The sequence below is a fragment of the Pseudomonas sp. RIT-PI-S genome, from assembly GCF_025642975.1.
Lineage (GTDB): Bacteria > Pseudomonadota > Gammaproteobacteria > Pseudomonadales > Pseudomonadaceae > Aquipseudomonas.
Window position 1 is genome coordinate 22,488 of the sequence record NZ_JANZKJ010000007.1, and the last position, 14,206, is coordinate 36,693.

Annotated in this window: 15 protein-coding genes and 1 pseudogene; 6 read left to right on the forward strand and 10 right to left on the reverse strand. The window is 60.5% G+C overall.

The window, feature by feature from the left end:
• Positions 1-75: 75 nt before the first annotated feature.
• From OGL93_RS11580 to OGL93_RS11590, 3 genes are all read right to left on the reverse strand, one after another.
• A complete protein-coding gene (locus OGL93_RS11580) occupies positions 76-834 on the reverse strand; it encodes a DeoR family transcriptional regulator (protein ID WP_263262791.1) in 759 nt (252 codons plus the stop codon).
• Positions 835-928: 94 nt separating this feature from the next.
• Entirely contained in the window at positions 929-2,410 is a 1,482-nt protein-coding gene (gene glpK, locus OGL93_RS11585) for a glycerol kinase GlpK (protein WP_263262792.1), read from the reverse strand.
• Between the two features lie 45 nt (positions 2,411-2,455).
• Positions 2,456-3,337, reverse strand: coding sequence for an MIP/aquaporin family protein (locus OGL93_RS11590; protein WP_263263003.1), 882 nt, complete (start codon positions 3,335-3,337; stop codon positions 2,456-2,458).
• A gap of 307 nt (positions 3,338-3,644) precedes the next feature.
• Between OGL93_RS11590 and ybaK the strand changes: the two genes are divergently transcribed.
• Positions 3,645-4,115, forward strand: coding sequence for a Cys-tRNA(Pro) deacylase (gene ybaK / locus OGL93_RS11595; protein WP_263262793.1), 471 nt, complete (start codon positions 3,645-3,647; stop codon positions 4,113-4,115).
• 45 nt (positions 4,116-4,160) lie between these two features.
• A pseudogene (locus OGL93_RS11600) lies at positions 4,161-4,940 on the forward strand (PhzF family phenazine biosynthesis protein); the annotation flags it as partial.
• A 107-nt stretch (positions 4,941-5,047) separates the two neighbouring features.
• On the opposite strand, the gene OGL93_RS11605 reads toward OGL93_RS11600, so the two are convergent.
• Together OGL93_RS11605 and argF are read right to left on the reverse strand one after the other, a co-directional pair.
• Positions 5,048-6,115 (reverse strand): ABC transporter ATP-binding protein, encoded by a 1,068-nt coding sequence (locus OGL93_RS11605; RefSeq protein ID WP_263262795.1) that lies wholly within the window; start codon positions 6,113-6,115, stop codon positions 5,048-5,050.
• Complete coding sequence (gene argF / locus OGL93_RS11610; protein ID WP_263262796.1) at positions 6,112-7,032, reverse strand: ornithine carbamoyltransferase; 921 nt, start codon at positions 7,030-7,032, stop codon at positions 6,112-6,114. Before argF ends, OGL93_RS11605 begins: the two co-directional genes overlap by 4 nt.
• Before the next feature lie 338 nt (positions 7,033-7,370).
• Between argF and OGL93_RS11615 the strand changes: the two genes are divergently transcribed.
• Together OGL93_RS11615 and grxD are read left to right on the forward strand one after the other, a co-directional pair.
• Entirely contained in the window at positions 7,371-7,664 is a 294-nt protein-coding gene (locus OGL93_RS11615; RefSeq protein WP_263262797.1) for a hypothetical protein, read from the forward strand.
• A 104-nt stretch (positions 7,665-7,768) separates the two neighbouring features.
• Positions 7,769-8,113, forward strand: coding sequence for a Grx4 family monothiol glutaredoxin (gene grxD, locus OGL93_RS11620; protein WP_263262798.1), 345 nt, complete (start codon positions 7,769-7,771; stop codon positions 8,111-8,113).
• Positions 8,114-8,198: 85 nt separating this feature from the next.
• Here the strand turns inward: grxD and bfr are convergent, their stop codons facing one another.
• From bfr to pyrC, 4 genes are all read right to left on the reverse strand, one after another.
• A complete protein-coding gene (bfr, locus tag OGL93_RS11625) occupies positions 8,199-8,678 on the reverse strand; it encodes a bacterioferritin (RefSeq protein ID WP_263262799.1) in 480 nt (159 codons plus the stop codon).
• 162 nt (positions 8,679-8,840) lie between these two features.
• Positions 8,841-9,059 carry a bacterioferritin-associated ferredoxin gene (locus OGL93_RS11630; protein WP_263262800.1) on the reverse strand — a complete coding sequence of 73 codons (219 nt, stop codon included), beginning with the start codon at positions 9,057-9,059 and terminating at the stop codon, positions 8,841-8,843.
• A 121-nt stretch (positions 9,060-9,180) separates the two neighbouring features.
• Entirely contained in the window at positions 9,181-9,855 is a 675-nt protein-coding gene (gene rnt, locus OGL93_RS11635) for a ribonuclease T (protein ID WP_263262801.1), read from the reverse strand.
• Positions 9,852-10,898, reverse strand: a complete 1,047-nt coding sequence (pyrC, locus tag OGL93_RS11640; RefSeq protein WP_263262802.1) for a dihydroorotase — start codon at positions 10,896-10,898, stop codon at positions 9,852-9,854. Before pyrC ends, rnt begins: the two co-directional genes overlap by 4 nt.
• Positions 10,899-11,126: 228 nt before the next feature.
• Between pyrC and OGL93_RS11645 the strand changes: the two genes are divergently transcribed.
• Together OGL93_RS11645 and OGL93_RS11650 are read left to right on the forward strand one after the other, a co-directional pair.
• Positions 11,127-12,116: an OmpA family protein gene (locus OGL93_RS11645; protein WP_346659642.1), complete on the forward strand. Its 990-nt coding sequence runs from the start codon at positions 11,127-11,129 to the stop codon at positions 12,114-12,116.
• Between the two features lie 124 nt (positions 12,117-12,240).
• On the forward strand, positions 12,241-13,458 hold the full coding sequence (locus OGL93_RS11650; RefSeq protein WP_263262803.1) for an argininosuccinate synthase: 1,218 nt from the start codon (positions 12,241-12,243) through the stop codon (positions 13,456-13,458).
• Between the two features lie 44 nt (positions 13,459-13,502).
• Here OGL93_RS11650 and OGL93_RS11655 read toward each other — a convergent pair whose 3' ends face one another.
• Positions 13,503-14,006: a hypothetical protein gene (locus OGL93_RS11655; protein ID WP_263262804.1), complete on the reverse strand. Its 504-nt coding sequence runs from the start codon at positions 14,004-14,006 to the stop codon at positions 13,503-13,505.
• Between the last annotated feature and the right edge of the window lie 200 nt (positions 14,007-14,206).

Below are 14,206 nucleotides of genomic sequence, written 5' to 3' on the forward strand. Positions count from 1 at the left end.
TGATTGAATTTCTTCATCAGGCGAACTAAAAAGAACAATTATGAAAATGCACGGCACCTTAGGCGGTGCCGGTGGTCAGACGACCTCGAGGCGGACCTTATGCTGGTTCAGGTGCTGGATCAGTGCCGGCGCTGGGGCGCTGTCGGTCACCAGGCAGTCGATCAAGGCGATCGAGCCCAGGCGAACCATGGCATTGCGGCCGAACTTGCTGGAGTCGGCGGCCAGGATGACCTGCCGAGCGTTGGCGATAATGGCCTGGGATACCCGCACTTCCTGATAGTCGAAGTCCAGCAGGCTGCCGTCTTCTTCATCGATGCCGCTGATCCCTACCAAGGCGAAATCCACCTTGAACTGATTGATGAAGTCCACGCAGGCCTGACCCACCACGCCTCCATCACGGCGCACGGTACCGCCGGCGAGCAGCACTTCGAAGTCCTCCTTGCCGCTGAGAATCGACGCCACATGCAAGTTGTTGGTGATGATCTTGAGCTGGTTATGCCCCAGCAATGCCCGGGCAATGGACTCGGTCGTGGTGCCGATATTGATGAAGAGCGAAGCGTGATCCGGGATTTGCGCGGCGATGGCATCGGCAATGCGTTGCTTTTCATCGCGCATCTGGTCGGCGCGCATCGCGTAGGCGGTGTTTTCGATGCTCGAATCGTATGCCGCGCCACCGTGGTAGCGCCGCAGCAGCCCGCCTTCGGCGAGCTGGTTGATATCCCGGCGAATGGTTTGCGGCGTGACCACGAACAGCTGGGCCATCTCTTCGATGCTGACGTAGCCACGCTCACGCACCAGTTCCAGGATCTGCTGCTGACGGGGGGGCAGGTTCATGGGAAATCCTTGTTGCTGTACAAAAATTTTCCCATGATGCCGCAGCGTCCCCCGGTTCGCTAGCGTGCTGGCGGGTATTACCGCCAGCGGCGGATCACTGCGCCCAGCCTCGGGTACGTTCTACAGCCTTCTGCCAACCGGCGTACATGGCCTGGCGTTGCGCTTCGTCCACCAATGGAGTGAACTGGCGCTCGATGACGGCCTTGTTGCGCAGCTCGTCCAGGCTGCTCCAGAAGCCTGAAGCCAACCCAGCCAGGTAAGCCGCGCCCAACGCTGTGGTCTCGCGCATTTGCGGGCGCTCGACTGGGGTGCCGAGGATGTCCGCCTGGAACTGCATGAGGAAGTTGTTGGCCACGGCGCCGCCGTCCACGCGCAAGGTACTCAGGCGTTCGCCGGCGTCTTGCTGCATGGCATCCAGTACGTCACGAGTTTGATAAGCGATGGATTCCAGCGCCGCACGGATCACATGGTCTGCCTTCACTCCGCGGGTTAGGCCGAACAAGGCGCCACGGGCGTACGGGTCCCAATAAGGTGCGCCCAGCCCGGTGAAGGCAGGTACCAGGTACACGCCATTGCTGTCCTTGACCTTGTTGGCGAAGTATTCGGTGTCCAGGGCGTCATTGACGACCTTGAGTTCGTCTCGCAGCCACTGCACGGTAGAGCCACCGTTGAACACTGCGCCTTCCAGCGCGTAGGCCACTTCCCCATGCGGGCCGCAGGCGAGGGTGGTCAAAAGGCCGTGATTGGATGCAACCGCCTTGTCGCCGGTGTTCATCAGCAGGAAGCAGCCGGTGCCATAGGTGTTCTTGGCTTGGCCGGGTTCCACGCACATCTGGCCGAACAGCGCGGCCTGCTGGTCACCAGCGATACCGGCAATGGCGATGCCGCTCTTGGTGTGACCGTACACCTCGGATGACGAGCGCACCTTCGGGAGCATCTGTTCCGGAATGTCCAGCACCTCCAGCATGCGCTTGTCCCACTGCAGAGAGTGGATGTTGAACATCAGGGTACGAGAGGCGTTGGTGTAGTCGGTAACATGCTCCTTGCCACCGGTAAATTTCCAGATCAGCCAGGTGTCGATAGTGCCGAACAGTAACTCACCACGGCGTGCACGCTCGCGGCTGCCTTCCACGTGGTCGAGGATCCACTTGACCTTGGTGCCGGAGAAGTACGGGTCGATGACCAGGCCCGTGGTCTCACGGACGTAGTCCTCGAAGCCATCGCGCTTGAGCTGCTCGCAGATCTCGGTGCTGCGGCGGCATTGCCAGACGATCGCGTTATGAATAGGCCGGCCGGATTCTTTATCCCAGACCACCACCGTTTCGCGCTGGTTGGTGATGCCCAATGCTGCGACCTGGGCGTGGCTGATGCCGGCCTGGGCCAAGGCCTCGACCATAGTTGCGCTCTGGGTGGCGAAGATTTCCATAGGGTCGTGTTCTACCCAGCCCGGTTGCGGGTAATGCTGGGCGAATTCGCGTTGGGCTGAACAAACCACGTTGGCGTTCCGGTCGAAGATGATCGCGCGGGAGCTGGTGGTGCCTTGGTCAAGGGCGATGATGTAATTTTTGTCAGTCATGGCGGTGGCCTTGAAGGTAGTGGGTAGGGCGATTGTCACGCGGGTTCAGGACGCGCGCGCATCGGCCTTTTTGGCTTCTTCTTTATTTGTATTATGGGCCGCCGGAATATTCGCGGAAGGCTCGGCCACATTACTCATCGGCAGGTGGCGGGCCACCAGTAGACGATAGCTTGCCGCACCGAAGCAGGCACCGAGGATTGGCGCGACGATGGGAATCAGGAAGTAGGGAAGTTCGCGACCCCCCGTAAAGGCGATATCGCCCCAGCCCGTCAGGAAGGTCATCAACTTGGGCCCGAAGTCCCGCGCGGGGTTCATGGCAAAGCCCGTCAGCGGGCCCATCGCGCTGCCAATCACCGCAATCAGCAAGCCGATCAACAGCGGCGCCAGCGGCCCTTTGGGCAGGCCGTTGTTGTCGTCCGTCAGCGCCATGATGACGCCCATCAGAATCGCCGTGATCACCGCCTCTACCAGAAACGCCTGGCCATCGCTGAGCGCGGCGTTTGGATAGGTAGAGAAAACACTGGCCAGTTCCAGGCTGGCCGCGCTGCCGCGGACCAAGTGATGCACTTGTTCGTATTCGAAAAACAGCGAGCTGTAGAGCGTGTAGACCAATGCCGCCCCGCAAAATGCACCGGCAACCTGGGAGGCGATGTAGAACGGCAGCTTGCGGCGCTCGAAGTCACCGAATAGCCATAGCGCAATACTGACCGCGGGGTTGAGGTGGGCACCGGATACGCCGGCGGTGAGGTAGATCGCCATGCTAACGCCGATGCCCCAGATGATGCTGATTTCCCAGAGCCCGAAGCTGGCTCCCGCGACCTTGAGCGCCGCGACGCAGCCAGTGCCGAAGAAAATGAAGAGCGCGGTACCCAGGAACTCGGCCATGCATTGGCCGGACAGAACAGGTTTGCTTAAGCCGTTTGACATCCAGTACCTCGATTTTTGTTGTTGTTCAGCGTGCGCCCGAACTGTTGGCGAGGCCAACCGTGCAGGGATTACGGACGCAATAGACAGCACGATGCAGAAAGGTTCGGTCCCGGCATTCGTAAACGAAAAAATATAACCAGAAAATGAGTCTGTAAAGCTCAATAGTGAACCTTTTCACTCAGAAGAATCTTGAAGCGAAGCCTGAAATTTCTGCGACCACCTCGGAAAGCCCGCGCTTTATACGCTGGATGTGCCGTTTGGATATATGCTTTCGGTTTCGAATCCGCTTGGGTTGGAAACCGGACATATGACCCCCGCTATCGACCTCCTAAAAAAACACGGCGCGACCTTTCAGGTCCATGCTTATGAGCACGACCCAAAGGCTGCGTCTTACGGGTTGGAGGCCGCTGAAAAGCTGGGCCTGCGGCCCGAACAAGTGTTCAAGACGCTGCTTGCCGCCAGTGAGCGTCACGAATTGCTGGTGGCGATCGTGCCCGTTGGAGGCACGCTCGATTTGAAGGCGTTGGCCCATGCAGCCAAGGTAAAAAAATGTGAAATGGCTGACCCGGTGGCGGCACAACGCGCAACCGGCTATCTCTTAGGAGGTATCAGCCCGTTGGGCCAGAAAAAGCGCCTGCGAACTTTCATAGATGAAAGCGCGCAGGGGTTCGAAACCTTGTTTGTCAGTGCAGGCAGGCGAGGGTTGGAAGTGGAACTGGCCGCTACGACGCTTGCCGGGCTGACGGCCGCAGATTTCGCCACGATCGCAAAGGGCTGAGCTGGCTGTGTGCCACGTCGTTGTCATTTGAGTGGGGTGCTGTTCATGCAACTTGACTTTCACCAGGTCGACGTCTTTGCCGACCGTCCCTTCGGCGGTAACCCTACGATCGTTTACCGGCTCGACCGCTGGCTGCCGGATGAACTGTTGCAGCGAATAGCGGCCGAACACAACCTATCGCAAACGGCGTTCGTGGTACGCGAGGGGGCTGTGTGGCGTATCCGCGGGTTCACCCCGGTGGTGGAGCTGCCGGTTTGTGGTCACGCGACCTTGGCCGCCGCTCATGTATTGCAATTGATTTATGCCGAAGCGGCGGACACTCTGGACTTCATCAGCCGTGCCGGGCCGCTGTCCGTGAGGCGTGACAGCGGTCGACTATGGCTCGACCTGCCAGCGCAGTACCCAGACGAAGAGGGCGTGAGCATCGACGTGCAACGGGCGCTAGGGGTGGATATCGTCGACGTGCTCGGCGCTAATGAGCTGTTCGTGGTGCTGGAGTCCGAACAGGCGGTGCGCGCTTGTCGCCCGGACCAGGCGGCACTGGCCGAAATGATGTGGGCCGGTGTGGTGATCACCGCCCGTGGCGAACGGCACGACTTCGTTTCTCGATTCTTCGCGCCACGCTTGGGAGTACCGGAGGATGCCGCGACCGGCACCACCCATTGCAGCCTGGTGCCGTACTGGGCGCGGCGGTTGGGCAAATCCAGCCTCAGCGCTTACCAGTGTTCTCCGCGCGGCGGCCAGTTGGCTTGCCGCCTCGCGGGCGAGCGGGTTCATATCGGCGGGCAACTGACGCTGATGGCGTCTGGTCGACTGCTCGCTGGCCTCAATGCCGACACTGCCGCGCCTGGCCTGGCAGTGGTGGGGGGCGGGCAGCGGCCATGAGTCAGCCGCTTCGCGGTCTTCGCCAGAACCCAGCGCAGCAACGATCTCTAGCCGTGTGCTGCCACACTGCCCTCTGCCTGAAACAGCACAAGGTGCTGGGCGGCGACGGCGATGCCAACGTCCTGCCCCACCGGGTAATCGGCATGGCTGGGGAATACCGCTTCAACGTGGCTGCCGGTCTGTAGCTGCAGTTGATAGAGCGTGGAGGCACCGAGAAAGCTCTTGCCCACGATGCGCGAGCGCATGGCGCTGTCCGTAGCGAGCACGATGTCATCGGGGCGCAGCAGCACGTCCACCGCGGCGCCCAGCGGCCACGGATATTCGCGAGTACCACGCAGCTCGCCCAGTTCGGTGCGCACGCTGGCCTTTCCCGTCAGCTCCCCACGAATGAAATAGCCCTGGCCGACGAAGCTGGCGACGAAAGGCGTCTGCGGCTGATGGTAGAGGTTATAGGGGGTGTCCCACTGCTCTAGATTACCCTGGCGGAACACCCCGACCTTGTCGCTGACCGCGAAGGCTTCTTCCTGATCGTGGGTCACCAGGATGGCGCTGGTACCGCGGCTCTTGAGAATGTCGCGCACCTCGCGGCTCAGCCGCCGCCGTAGGTCCACGTCAAGGTTGGAGAACGGCTCGTCGAGCAACAACAATTGCGGTTCCGGGGCGAGCGCCCGAGCGAGCGCGACGCGCTGCTGCTGGCCCCCGGAGAGCTCATGGGGGAAACGCTCGGCCAACCCTTGCAGCTTGACCAGCTCGAGCATCTCGGCCACCACATGGGCAGCATCCGCTCGCTTGTCGAGCCCAAACGCGATGTTGCTCGCCACCGAGAGGTGAGGGAACAGTGCGTAGTCCTGGAACACCATGCCGATCCGGCGTTTTTCCGGGGCGAGGGTATAGCCGGGGCGCGAGATCGTTTGGCCGGCGAGCTGAATCTCACCTTCGTAAACGGGTTCGAAACCAGCGATCGCTCGTAGGGTCGTGGTTTTGCCACAGCCGGAAGCACCCAGCAGGCAACCGATTTCGCCAGGGGCAAGGTGAAGGTCTAGGTTGTGGACGACGCGCTGGGCGGCATAGCCGCAACCCAGCGCGTTCAGGCTCAGCAGTGCGGAAGCGTTCATTCGGCTCGATAGGCAGGTTCAACGAGGTATTCAAGCAGCGCCTTCTGCGCATGCAAGCGATTTTCTGCCTGCTCCCAAGCGACCGCGCGAGGGTCGTCGAGCAGATCGTGGCTGATTTCCTCGCCCCGGTGGGCGGGCAGGCAGTGCATGAATAACACGTCCGGGGCCGCGATATCGAGCAATTCCCGCGTGACCTGGTAGGGCGAGAAACGGGCCAGGCGTTGTTCGGCTTGCTCCTCCTGCCCCATGGAGGTCCACACATCGGTGCTTACCAAATGGGCCCCGCGGGCTGCTTCGCGCGGATCGCGCACAAGCTTGACTCGATCACCCGCTTGGGCGAGGAACCGCTCGGCGGGCTCATAACCTTCCGGGCAAGCCACGCGCAGCTGGAAATCGAACTGTATCGCCGCTTCGATATAGCTGTTGCACATGTTATTGCCGTCGCCTATCCAAGCGACAGTCTTGCCCTGGATCGAGCCGCGCTGTTCATGGAAGGTCTGCATATCCGCCAGCAACTGGCAGGGGTGCAGGTCATCGGAAAGGCCGTTGATCACCGGGACCCGGGACTTGGCGGCGAAGGTCGTCAGGGTGGCGTGGGCGAAGGTCCGGATCATCACGGCGTCCAGCATGCTGGACATCACGATGGCGCCATCCTCTACGGGTTCACCACGGCCCAACTGCGTGTCGCGAGGGGACAGGAAGATCGCCTGGCCTCCTAGCTGGATCATGCCGGCCTCGAACGAGAGCCGGGTGCGTGTGGATGATTTTTCGAAAATCATTCCCAGCACCCGGTTTTTCAGGGGTTCATGCAACTCGCCACGCTTGCGCAGGCCCTTGAGCTCGATCCCTCGGCGGATCACCCCGGAGAGTTCAGCGGGGGTGAAGTCCATGAGGGAGAGGAAGTGCCTGGCGTTCATCTTTAACTACCTTTTGCAACGTGCCGGAAGGGCCGCTGCGCTATAGGCATGAATGCGGGCCCTATGGCGAAGGCCGCACGGGGCGGCGAATCGTGAAGGAAGACGCGATGGTATAAAAAAATGTCGCCTATTACCAATGGGTGTCACAGATTTTGAACAGCCATTGCTTTACCAACGTTTTCTGGCGCGCCGTTTGTCGCTGGCAAGGTGAACCGTGGAGGCCACGCGCAGTCCGTTTCTTGAACGGTGTCACAGCAATGGGCTGCATTGCAGTGACAGCATTCCACAACGCTCTGCCGTGGGTGATAATGTTTTCCACGCGACACAGGGAGTCCCGAATGGAAGCGAAGGAAAAACAGCTGATGGAGCTGCTAGGGTTGACTGCCCGTACGCTGACCCATCTAACCGCATCGATCACCACCATGTCGTTCGAGCTGCTACGCAGCGAAGACAAGGTAGCCCGGGAGGCCGGCCGGCACATGATCGATCGTATGGCGACCATCAGCTCGGAGCTGGACGCCCATTGGCAGATCATTGGTGAAATGACCGGTGTTCATGTGCCACAGGACGAAGTCGAAACCATTACTGAAATCGAGATGCTCGGGCCGCCGTCCGGCACCGCCATGCAGTAGTGCCTGATCTGCAAGGGGTGAAGCCGAGCGCGGCACTCGGCTTTCCTTTACAATGCCCCTATGTATCGACACGCAGGTGTCGAGTAGCCAAGCCTGAGGTGCCCATGGATATCATTGAAACCATCAAAGACCAGATCGCCAACAACACCATTCTGCTCTACATGAAAGGCTCGCCCAATGCGCCGCAATGCGGTTTTTCTGCTCGTGCCGTGCAGGCGATAATGGGATGCGGCGAGAAATTCGCCTACGTGGATATTCTGCAGAATCCCGAGATCCGCGCCAACCTGCCCAAGTATGCTAACTGGCCGACCTTCCCGCAGCTGTGGGTGGCCGGTGAGCTGGTTGGCGGTAGCGACATCGTTGCCGAAATGGCAGCCAATGGTGAATTGCAAACCCTGATCAAGGGTGCGGTAGAGAAAGCCGGTACGGAAACCCAGGCAGGCGCCTAACTGGCGGTGCCTACCGGCCGTGCTTCAAGTGCCTTGTATGAAAAAAAGCCCCGCATTAGCGGGGCTTTTTTTACAGATCAAAATATCAGCTGTCTTCTTCGCCCATGCTCGATTGCAAGTAATTCTCGACGCCAATCTTATCGATAAGGCCCAGCTGGGTTTCCAGCCAGTCAATATGCTCTTCTTCGGACTCGAGAATATCTTCGAGCAAATCGCGGCTGCCATAGTCGCCAACCGTTTCGCAATGGGCAATGGCGGCACGGAGGTCCATCACGCCTTTCTGCTCGAGTTTCAAATCACACTCGAGCATCTCGCGAGTATGTTCTCCAATGAGCAGTTTTCCCAACTCCTGAACATTGGGAATGCCTTCGAGAAACAGGATACGCTTGATCAGCTTATCCGCGTGCTTCATCTCATCGATGGATTCGTCGTACTCGTGTTTGCCAAGCTTGTTAAGGCCCCAGTCTTCATACATGCGCGCATGAAGGAAATACTGGTTGATGGCGATCAGCTCATTGCCGAGAACGCGGTTCAGATGCTGAATGACGCTGACGTCACCTTTCATGATATAGGCCTGTGAACAGTGCAGATGCCGAAAGTGTGCGCGCCAGAAAAGGCGCTGTCAAACATGCATTTGCAGCACAAACTATCAAGAATGTGAACAGGAATAGTTCAACTTTGCGTTAACGCTCGAATGATAAAGCGAATGAAACGCAAGCGGCTTTTTTCAAGCCGCGGTGAACTCGACCGGGAATGAGATAGCCGCTTGGGCGGGGCGCATTTGCGCGAGCGTATCTCGAACAACTTCCTTGGCGAGGCAGGCGCATTTGCCGCATTGGCTGGCGACCCCAGTGGCCTGGCGGACTTCCCGATAGCTGCAGCAGCCTTCGTAGATGGCTTCTCGGATCTGGCCGTCGGTAACACCCTGGCAGAGGCAGACATACATAACGCTGGCACCGTCGCTGTGAGGCTGGGAATGCCGGGATCTTAATGTTAATGAGAATGCTTGTCAAAACGGGATCGGGGCGAAACGGCGCCGGGCGATGAAAGGTCGCCCGGCGATTGCATCAGGCGTCGAAATCGCGCCAGCCGCCGAGGTCTTTCCAGCGATTGACGATTCCGCAGAACAGCTCGGCAGTCTTCTCGGTGTCGTAGCGCGCCGAGTGGGCCTCGCGCCCATCAAAATCGATGTCCGCGCTTTGACAGGCCTTGGCCAGCACGGTCTGTCCATAGGCCAGGCCGGCCAGGGTAGCGGTATCGAAGCTGGAGAAGGGATGGAACGGGTTGCGCTTGAGATCGTTGCGAGCAACCGCGGCGTTGAGAAACCCCAGGTCGAAGCTGCTGTTGTGCCCTACCAGAATGGCCCGCTTGCAGCCGTTGGCCTTCAGCGCCTTGCGTACGCTACGGAAGATATCGGTGAGCGCGCTTTCCTCGCTTACGGCCATGCGTAGCGGGTGGTCCAGCTTGATGCCGGTGAACTCGAGCGCAGCCGGCTCGATATTCGCGCCAGCGAATGGCTCGACCCGGAAGAACAAGGTGTGGTCCGGGAACACGAAGCCTTTTTCATCCATGCCGATGGTGGTCGCGGCAATTTCCAGCAAGGCGTCGGTCTGGCTGTTGAAACCGCCGGTTTCGACGTCAACTACCACCGGAAGATATCCGCGAAAGCGCGCCGCCATCGGGTGACGGCTAGGGGAAGAAGAAAGGCCGTCGAGATCATCGTCGAAATGGTCGTCACTCACGCTTGTGCCTCCAAAACGCGCCACTGCAAGGTTTCGCCCGCGCGCAGCGGCACGATTTCATGGTCCCCGAACGCCAGGGTGGCGGGGGCGGCCCAGCGCTCACGTACCAGGGTGATGCGCGTCTGGTTCACCGGCAGCCCATAGAACTTAGGCCCGTGCACGCTGGCAAAGCCTTCGAGCTGATGCAGCGCGCCGGCCTGGTCGAACGCTTCGGCGTACAGCTCGATCGCCGCATAGGCGGTGTAGCAGCCAGCGCAACCGCAGGCGGCTTCCTTGGCATGGCGGGCGTGAGGTGCCGAGTCCGTGCCCAGGAAGAACTTGTCATTGCCACTGGTGGCGGCTTCGATCAGCGCATTCTGGTGAGTGTTGCGCTTGAGGATCGGCAAGCAATAGAAGTGCGGGCGGATGCCGCCTACCAACATGTGGTTACGGTTATACAGCAGGTGGTGGGCGGTGATGGTCGCCCCTACATTGCTTCCGGCTTGCTTGACGAAGGCCACTGCATCGGCCGTGGTGATGTGTTCGAACACCACCTTGAGCGAGGGAAAGCGCTCGACGATCCGGCTCATGTGTTCATCGATGAACGCCTTCTCGCGGTCGAAGACGTCGATATCGGCGTGGGTGACTTCGCCATGCACCAGCAACGGCATACCTTCTTCGGCCATGGTCTCGAGGACCGGGAAGAGGTTGTCGATGGACGTGACGCCGGAGTCGGAGTTGGTGGTGGCTCCGGCGGGGTAAAGCTTGGCGGCATGGACGTAGCCGCTGGCCCGTGCCGCCCGGATGTCTTCAGGTTGCGTGCGGTCGGTGAGGTACAGGACCATCAACGGTTCGAAGGCGCTGCCGGCGGGGCGAGCGTCGAGAATGCGCTGGCGGTAGGCACCGGCCTGCGCAGCATCGCGTACTGGCGGCACCAGGTTGGGCATGATGATCGCGCGAGCGAAGGTGCGGGCGACATCGGCGACGGTCTGGGCCAGGGCAGCACCGTCGCGAAGGTGTATGTGCCAGTCGTCTGGACGTAGCAGGGTAAGGCGGTCGGACATGGGGGATACCAGGCGGGTAGAACTCAGGGGGGCGCCGGCAGCTAAGCGGGTACAGCCGAGCCGCGGCCCTCGCGCACGCCTTGGCCACGCTGGAAGACCCTGCTCACTGCCTGTTGACGGGCTTGTGCGAATCCTACCGGAAAAGCCTGGCGCCGGCATCCGCTATCAAGTTTGCCGGCCATCGACCGATACGCCTTGGGTACGCCGTTTTCTTCTCCGGAGTTTGCCGTGGGCCATCGCTACCTTGCCTGTTTATCCCTGATCGCCTGCAGCCTCGCTGCGGTGCCGGCGATGGCGTTCACCTTCCAAACCCGGATAGAGAAGGTTGAATGGAAAGTCGAAGGCGATGCCTTCGAGTGCCGGTTGAGTCAACCAGTCGCCGACTTCGGCGAGGGGCAGTTCGTTCGCCGCGCAGGAGAAAAAGCCGTCTTCCGCTTGAGTTCCAGCGTTGCCGCGCTGGGCAATGGCAGCGCCACCCTGCTGGCCGCGGCGGCGCCGTGGCAGCCGGGGCGCGCGGACATCAGCCTGGGGGCGGTGCGGCTAAGCGGCGGCCCCGTGGTGCTGACGTCCAGCCAAGGCCAGGCCAGCGGCCTTATCAGCGGTTTGATGGAGGGGCGTAGCACGGTGGTACGCGCGATGTCCGCAGACACTGGTCAGGCGATGGAAGTGCGCTTGCTGCCGGTGAAGTTCAACAAGGCCTGGGCCGACTACCAAGCGTGTACGGCCAAACTGTTGCCCATGAACTATGACCAGGTAAGGCTGACCCAGCTTCCGTTCCCAGGAACCGGAGTGGAACTGGACGCGGCCGCAAAGGCGCGGCTCGACACTATCCTCGCCTTTATGAAAGTCGACCCTGCGGTCAATCATATAGAACTGGACGGTCACTCCGACAACAGCGGCAACCGCCTCACCAATCGCGAGTTGTCGCGGCGCCGGGCGCTGTCGGTGGCTGATTACCTGAAGGCTCATGGCGTTCCTGAAGAGCAGATAGAGATCCGCTTCCATGGCGAGCAGTATCCATTGGTGCCGAACAACTCTCCCGCCAACCGGGCGCGCAACCGTCGGGTGAACATTCAGCTGGACAAGCGCCCTGCCACAGCGCTGGCCCCTGCTGCTGTGCAAGCGCCAGCCGAGACCGCGCCGGCGTCGCCGCCGGCACCAGCACCCGCTGCGCCGGCTCCCGTAGCCGCACCTGCGAAAGGGCCCGCCAAAGGCTGATAGCAGGGGACGTTCGTACTCCCGTGGCTGTCGCTTTGCGAACAGTTGCTGTCGCGCTACTGTAATTCTGCCCGAGTCGGCGGTAGAATCGGCGGCTTTCAGCAAAACCCCGTGGAGTGATGGCATGGCGGACGTAAAAAAGGTCGTTCTGGCATATTCCGGCGGCCTGGACACCTCGGTGATCCTCAAGTGGCTGCAGGATACCTACAACTGTGAAGTGGTGACCTTCACCGCTGACCTGGGCCAGGGCGAGGAAGTCGAGCCGGCGCGCGCCAAGGCCCAGGCGATGGGCGTGAAGGAAGTGTACATCGACGACCTTCGCGAAGAGTTCGTGCGTGATTTCGTCTTCCCTATGTTCCGTGCCAACACGGTGTATGAAGGCGAGTACCTGCTGGGTACTTCCATCGCCCGCCCGCTGATCGCCAAGCGCCTGATCGAGATCGCCAATGAAACCGGTGCCGACGCCATCAGCCATGGCGCCACCGGCAAGGGCAACGACCAGGTTCGCTTCGAGCTCGGCGCCTACGCCCTCAAGCCCGGCGTCAAAGTGATCGCGCCCTGGCGCGAATGGGACCTGCTCTCGCGCGAGAAACTGATGGATTACGCCGAAAAGCACGCGATCCCGATCGAGCGCCATGGCAAGAAGAAATCCCCGTATTCCATGGACGCGAACCTGCTGCATATCTCCTATGAAGGCGGCGTGCTCGAGGACACCTGGACCGAGCACGAAGAAGACATGTGGCGCTGGACCGTGTCCCCCGAGGCCGCGCCAAATGTTCCGACGTACCTTGAACTGACCTACCGTAACGGCGACATCGTTGCGATCGATGGTGTGGAGAAGAGCCCTGCCACGGTATTGGCCGAACTCAACCGCATTGGTGGGGAAAACGGCATCGGCCGCCTGGATATCGTTGAAAACCGTTATGTGGGCATGAAGTCCCGCGGCTGCTACGAAACCCCCGGCGGTACCATCATGCTCAAGGCGCATCGGGCGATTGAGTCGATCACCCTCGACCGTGAAGTCGCTCACCTGAAGGACGAGCTGATGCCGCGCTACGCCAGCCTGATCTATACCGGCTACTGGTGGAGCCCGGAGCGGCTGATGCTGCAACAGATGATCGACGCTTCCCAGGCCCATGTGAACGGCGTGGTCCGCCTCAAGCTCTACAAGGGCAATGTCATCGTGGTTGGGCGCAAGTCAGACGACTCACTGTTCGATGCGAACATCGCGACCTTCGAGGAAGATGGCGGTGCCTACAACCAGGCCGACGCCGCAGGCTTCATCAAGCTTAACGCGCTGCGCATGCGCATTGCGGCGAACAAGGGTCGCAACCTCGGCTAGGGCTGGGTGTTGGGAAAGTGACCGCGGCCAGTGCCGCGGTTTTTTTATGCCCGTGGTTGTACCAACAGCATCAACACTCCTGGTTCCTTTCCTTGCAGCTCGGCGAGGGCATTGTCTGCCCATGCCTGCACAAGGGGATGCAGCTGCTGCCACTGGCCCTGGCTCGAGTACTCGAAGATATGCAGCCGCGCGGCGGTGGAGATTGCCTTGTGAGACAGCAGGGGGGAGGGCGTGGTGGTCAACCCGGCGCTTAACCCCACGGGAGAGGGCTCCAGGGCAACCTCTGTCTGTGCCGAGGGCATCCACGCTTCGAGTTCTTCGTGGCAGGTATCCATGGGCGCGGCTGTAAGCGCCTGTCGATTGAAGTTCAGGGTGATAAAGAACAGGGCGGTCAAGAAGGGCGGGAAGCCTACCAAGAACCAAACGAATACTCCCTGGTTTCGGTAGTCGAGCAGGGGCAGGCTAGCCAATGCGGATGCCTCTGTGGTGGCGGCCAATACGGCGATAAGCGCAAGTGGGTTATTGATTGAGCGGGCCGGAATGCTCATGGGGACTCCTCGTCGCCGGGGCGACTTAAACTGACTCCCCCCAAGACTAGGACCTGCGTTCGCCTCTTCGCGTTAGATATCGCTGGTTCCGTATTGCACCGGATCAAACGGGTTTGCCACTGTCTTGCGGCTGTCTGTAACAGGTTGACAGCTTAATTCCGAGACGCGGAATTGATGTCTCGCAAGGGGGCGTGTAACGT

Coding starts and splice junctions, on each gene's coding strand:
- argF (WP_263262796.1), bottom strand. CDS start 7,032: ATGAACGCCAGGCACTTCCTCTCCCTCATGGACTTCACCCCCGCTGAA.
- OGL93_RS11615 (WP_263262797.1), top strand. CDS start 7,371: ATGGAAGCGAAGGAAAAACAGCTGATGGAGCTGCTAGGGTTGACTGCC.
- bfr (WP_263262799.1), bottom strand. CDS start 8,678: ATGAAAGGTGACGTCAGCGTCATTCAGCATCTGAACCGCGTTCTCGGC.
- OGL93_RS11605 (WP_263262795.1), bottom strand. CDS start 6,115: ATGAACGCTTCCGCACTGCTGAGCCTGAACGCGCTGGGTTGCGGCTAT.
- OGL93_RS11655 (WP_263262804.1), bottom strand. CDS start 14,006: ATGAGCATTCCGGCCCGCTCAATCAATAACCCACTTGCGCTTATCGCC.
- OGL93_RS11630 (WP_263262800.1), bottom strand. CDS start 9,059: ATGTATGTCTGCCTCTGCCAGGGTGTTACCGACGGCCAGATCCGAGAA.
- ybaK (WP_263262793.1), top strand. CDS start 3,645: ATGACCCCCGCTATCGACCTCCTAAAAAAACACGGCGCGACCTTTCAG.
- pyrC (WP_263262802.1), bottom strand. CDS start 10,898: ATGTCCGACCGCCTTACCCTGCTACGTCCAGACGACTGGCACATACAC.
- OGL93_RS11590 (WP_263263003.1), bottom strand. CDS start 3,337: ATGTCAAACGGCTTAAGCAAACCTGTTCTGTCCGGCCAATGCATGGCC.
- OGL93_RS11650 (WP_263262803.1), top strand. CDS start 12,241: ATGGCGGACGTAAAAAAGGTCGTTCTGGCATATTCCGGCGGCCTGGAC.
- glpK (WP_263262792.1), bottom strand. CDS start 2,410: ATGACTGACAAAAATTACATCATCGCCCTTGACCAAGGCACCACCAGC.
- OGL93_RS11580 (WP_263262791.1), bottom strand. CDS start 834: ATGAACCTGCCCCCCCGTCAGCAGCAGATCCTGGAACTGGTGCGTGAG.
- grxD (WP_263262798.1), top strand. CDS start 7,769: ATGGATATCATTGAAACCATCAAAGACCAGATCGCCAACAACACCATT.